Source organism: Pseudomonas brassicae, from assembly GCF_010671725.1.
Taxonomy (GTDB): domain Bacteria; phylum Pseudomonadota; class Gammaproteobacteria; order Pseudomonadales; family Pseudomonadaceae; genus Aquipseudomonas; species Aquipseudomonas brassicae.
The window spans coordinates 1-4824 of record NZ_JAAHBU010000269.1; the positions used below are offsets into that span (position 1 = coordinate 1).

The window sequence follows — 4824 nt, forward strand, 5'->3', positions numbered from 1 at the left end:
TGGCCAGCCAGTTGGGCCAGGCGCCGGCCTGCTTGGCAGTTACCCCGTTCCAGAGCGGTATCGGTCAAGGGCGCGGGCACCAGAAGTACCTGTCGGCGCCGAACCTCCTGCAGCAGTTGGCCACCAAGCTGACCGATGCCGGTGATACCGGCCGTCCCACCGGTGAGCAGTACGCCCTGGTCGTGCTGTTCCTGGGTACGCGGTACGACCAGTTCGCTGAAACCCTGGGTCGGTTCAACGCACTGATGCCGATCCCGGACCTGGTGCGCACCGAGCGACGTTCGCGTCACCTGTCGGTGCTTGAGCAGGAAAAGTGGGTGATACCCAGCGCCGGCCCGCTGCCCCGATGGGGCGGTCTGCCCTTGGAGCGCTGCACAGTGGTGAAGGCCGCCAAGCAGTCCATGGCCGGCCAGATCGCTGCGCTGGAGAGCTACGCCGACAGCTCACCGTTGGCTGACCTGGCCGGCCTGGCAACGCGCAAGGCGGCCCAGCAGCAGGGCCGCGATCAGCAGTTGGCCGACCTGCGCGCCCTGTTGGCGGGTAGCCAGGCCGACACCAGCATGCGGACCAGGTTGATCGGCCCAGGCAGTGCCCATGAGCTGCGCCGCGACCTGCTACAAGGTGATGCCCCGGGGCATGAATGGGTGCTGTCGGCCGGCCTGCTGCTGGTGGGGTCATTGGAGGGCTTGAGCTTTGTGCGCGAGCTGGTGGGCCTATGACGCTGTTACTCGACGGCCAGCAGGTGCTGGGTAAGCGCATGAAGATCACGGCGAACTTGCGCATCGAAAGCGATGACATGTCGGGGCAGACCAGCAACACCGAGTCCGCGCACAAGGGCTTCAAGCCCAAGACGTTGGCCGTGGCGCTGCAGATACCCTTTGTCGACAAGGACCAGTTGCGCACGCTGATGCGCCTGGCCGAGGCCACCGCCGGCGGTGGCCAACTCCAGACTTATCGCATCGTGAACGACACCGCCGCCGCCTTTGGGATCCGGCAGGTCCAGTTCTCGGAGGGGTCAGCGCCCGGGAGGACGACACCTTGGCGGCCTGGATCATCCAGTTCACGCTTTCTGAGAAGCGCTCCAACCCGGAAAAGGTCGAGGGCCGACGCAAGGCCAGCGGCGTGGCGAAACAATCCGCCCCGGGGCAGGCCGTCGGTGGTGAGGGTGGCGCGGCGGCTGACGGCAGCACCAAGCCCAAGGAACTGACCGGGTTTGAGTCGGTGCTGAAACGAGTCGATGACTACATTGGTGGGGCCGCATGAGCATGAAGCTGCACAAGGTACTGACCGTGGACGGGACCGTGTACCCGGTGGTCAAGGATGATGTGCGATTGGAGATCAGAAGCCCCGGCCGGGCTTCTTTCACCGTCCAGGCCCAGGCGCCGCTCAGGGGCCTGGTGATGCTGGACATCGGCTACAACGAGGCCACGCTGCAGCGCTTCTTCATCGGCTACGTGGAGCGCAGCACGGCTGCCAACGGACAACAGCAGATCCTGTTCTGCCGCGAGCTGGCGGCGATCCTCGGCGCGCCGCTGCCGCTGGACCTGCGCCACGTCCACCTGCAGGCCGTCCTTGAGCAGGTCAGCAAAAAGACCGGCCTGCGCTTTCGGGTACCGGCCAGCCAGTACGCCCAGGTAAAGGCGCCGTATTTCTACAGCCTGGCCGCCGGCTTTCAGGCAATGGACAGCATGGCCCAGGTGTTCAGCATCCCCGACTTCATCTGGCAGCAGCAGGGTGACGGTGAGGTGTTTGTGGGCAGTTGGGCCGATAGCTTTTTCGGTACCCGCTCCCCGCTGCAGTTGCCGATCGAGCTGTTCGACGGCTACCAGGGCAACCAGAGCGCGATGATCGCGGCCCTTCCCGGGCTGCGACCAGGTGCAACGATCAACCAGGGCGAGCGGATCACCAGTGTGACCCTTGCCGGCAACCAAATGGCCATCCGATGGACGACGCAATCAAGCGCAGCGTAGCGCGCCAATTTCCTGAACTCACCGGTGGCTACCACCTGCCGCGCTTCGGCCGGGTGGTGGCGGTACCTGGACGCCCCGGCCGCGCCCGGGCTGTGCGACGACTTCCGGCCGCGCTTCGGCGTCGACGTCGAGGTGCTGCTGCCGGATGGCGAACCAGACCCGGCACTGCCGATCCTGGCCGGGCTGCCGCTGCCGGCGCCAATGGGCGGCCAGGAAGCCGGGATGTTCGGTTTCCCCGAAGAGGGCACCACGGTGGTGGTCAGCTTCGCCTATGGGCTACCGAGCAAGCCGTTCATCCAGCAGATCCTGCCCCACGGCCTGAGCCTGCCCCGGGTGCCGAAAGGTGACCAGGTATGGCAGCACAGCGAGGCCTGCCAGCAGCGTGTCGACGCCGACGGCAACTGGCTGCGCCAGACGGACGGCAAGATCCAGGACAAGGCGATCGAGCGCGAGGTGGAAGCCTTGGGCAACACCGAGACCTTCCAGAGCCACACCAGGACGTCGACGACCATTCGACCGAGTCAGTGGGTGGGATCAAGAAGATCGAGGCCCTGGGCGCGCTCAAGCTGCTCTCAGGCGGATCCGCGAGCCTGGCGGCCGTGGATGATCTGCACCAGGCCACCGGCCGTGATCTCAACCTGGTGGTGGGGCAGAAGCTCAACGCCACGGTGGGTGGTGACCTGCAGGAGCAGATCCAGGGCCTGCGCAGGAGCGTGGCCGGGGCCAGTCAGCGGCTGCAGGCGCCCAAGACCTGGTTAGGGTCAGAGGGGGTCAACGTGCTCCAGGTGCTATGCGATTTGCTCGACTTGGTGCAAGAGATGAACGTTCAACTGGCTGAGCATACTCATGGACCTACGCCTCCTCCGAGCAACGCAGCAGCATTTACCGCTTGCTCAACAGGAACTCAAACTCTGGCATTTAAACTGAAACCAATCACGTTAAACTGATGGATATGCCCCTTTGGGATATTCCGGCACTTCGAACGTCTTAATTAAGTCCCGACGCTTATCCATTACGATGGATATACGCCTTAAATACTCTCCCAGCCTTCTTGAGCTATCGCTATATCCCTGCCAGAAAAAAGGAACGTTACGATTTGTAAGGCTTTCAATGAAGGCTATATGTGTCAGCGCAAGAAACAATTTGTAAAAATCAGTTGCGCTATCGAATCCACCGCCAAGCATGTGGACGATTACGTGGCGATTCAGGCCGGCTCCGGGCGAGAGTGATGGTTTGTAGAGGATTTCTGTAAGAACAATCTAAAGCAATTAATTACATCTGATTGAGGGCAAATGTGGGTGTAGAAATCACACTCAAGGTCGGGTACTCCGCACACCCCCAAATGCCAATCATATTCGCTGACTCTGCGTGAGCCCCAGCTCTTCAAAATCTCCCGAAGATTCTTCCCAAATTCTTCTGCTCTAGTGGTGTTTTTCTCTTCACAGAGCGACTTATTCTGAAGCTTTCGAAGAGCCCCTTCAAGCACCGGGACTAAAGCCATTACTGCCACATGGTCCAACCCCATATAAAAGGACTCAATCGCTTCAAGGATAATTAGTCGGTATTCCGCGAAAACTTCACTCTTGGCAAAGTAATGTGAAAAGTATGCGGCAACGAGGTCTGGCTCAAAAATATCTCTTATCCACACTTCGACTGCAGCGTGCGGATCCTCGGATATTTCCGCTTGATTAAATGTTCTTGAAATCTCGCCCTCTCCAATGTATAGCGGCACTGGAATAGAGAACTTAAGCATGCGCTGCTGTATTGATGTGACACGCCCCCAGTGCTTGTTGTAATAAGACAGCGGGCGCTCCAGTAAAAAGAATATCCCCTGATCACTCACAACTTTGAAGCCGGGCTTTTCGATAGTGGCATTGCAGACCGTCACCGATACACCGTGTCTTTTCTTGAAGACGCCTTCAATGCACGCGGCAGTCAACTTTGGGGTTTTAGAAAGTTTCATCAGTGTGCAGGCGTATTCCATCACAAAAACTCCTACCGCAGACACGCATGAATTGGGCATTGATAGCCCGTGATTGAATAGTCTACCCGGCCCTACCAGGGCTGTGCATATGCGCAGCCGTCGATAACCTCGGATTCGCTTAACACAAACCCTGCGTGGCCATCCGGGACAGCCTCACACTAAACAAAGGTAGTAGAGGCGCCTTCATAGGCAGATCGGTACTGCCCGCACACAGATCACAACGATCCGAAAAATGCGCCCGTCCCAAAAAAAAACGAGGCAGAAAATCACTTATCCCCCTCCCGCCGACGGCTTTGCGTTGGAAAATTGTGCAAAGCCGGGTGGGGGTGCAATCAGGTACGCCGACCAGGCCAGACGGGGCCCTTGGGGCATCATGACTGGTTTCACCCAGTGCAAGGTTTTGCAATGCTGTGCAAGGACAACCGCTGGAGAGTGTCCACAAAGTGTCCACGGCGGCATGACTTATCCGCGACCAATAAGCCTACATATGTCAGAAAACATTGAGGCTTGCGGGTTTTCCCAATGGACACTGGTCAATTTTTTGGACTTGTAATCAGTAGGTCCCGGGTTCGACTCCTGGTGCCGGCACCATATAGATCAACGACTTAGGCTCACCGAGAGGTGGGCCTAAGTCGTTTCTGGGTCTTTCACTCCTGAATTTTCCCCGTTTGTTCCCCGTTTCGTTTGCTCCCCTCTTAAAAGTGATTCCGCCGGTAGAGACTGCTCACTGCTCACTGCTGCCAGATGGTAGGTCCATGACAGCAGAAATGGATCGCTTGCGCCCTGGTACTGGTTACTTATGGATTAGTTCTTGCCGCATTTCTCCAGGCGGGAGACATGCTCACCATGTTCAAGTTGGTCAAGTTGGTC

At 58.9% G+C, this 4824-nt stretch carries 3 protein-coding genes and 2 pseudogenes; 4 read left to right on the forward strand and 1 reads right to left on the reverse strand.

All coding sequences use genetic code 11. From position 1 onward, the window contains the following. From G3436_RS18085 to G3436_RS18100, 4 genes and pseudogenes are all read left to right on the forward strand, one after another. Positions 1-719: hypothetical protein (locus G3436_RS18085; protein WP_163947663.1), on the forward strand; the 719-nt coding region annotated here is incomplete at its 5' end. Further along, positions 716-1263, forward strand: a pseudogene (locus G3436_RS18090) (baseplate complex protein). The gene G3436_RS18085 and the pseudogene G3436_RS18090, both read left to right, overlap by 4 nt. Then, positions 1260-1970, forward strand: a complete 711-nt coding sequence (locus G3436_RS18095) for a hypothetical protein (RefSeq protein WP_163947665.1) — start codon at positions 1260-1262, stop codon at positions 1968-1970. Before G3436_RS18090 ends, G3436_RS18095 begins: the two are co-directional and overlap by 4 nt. Further along, positions 1943-2917: pseudogene (locus G3436_RS18100) on the forward strand (hypothetical protein). The gene G3436_RS18095 and the pseudogene G3436_RS18100 overlap by 28 nt, the downstream one beginning before the upstream one ends. A 257-nt stretch (positions 2918-3174) precedes the next feature. Here G3436_RS18100 and G3436_RS18105 read toward each other — a convergent pair. Then, complete coding sequence (locus G3436_RS18105) at positions 3175-3954, reverse strand: hypothetical protein (RefSeq protein ID WP_163947668.1); 780 nt, start codon at positions 3952-3954, stop codon at positions 3175-3177. Between the last annotated feature and the right edge of the window lie 870 nt (positions 3955-4824).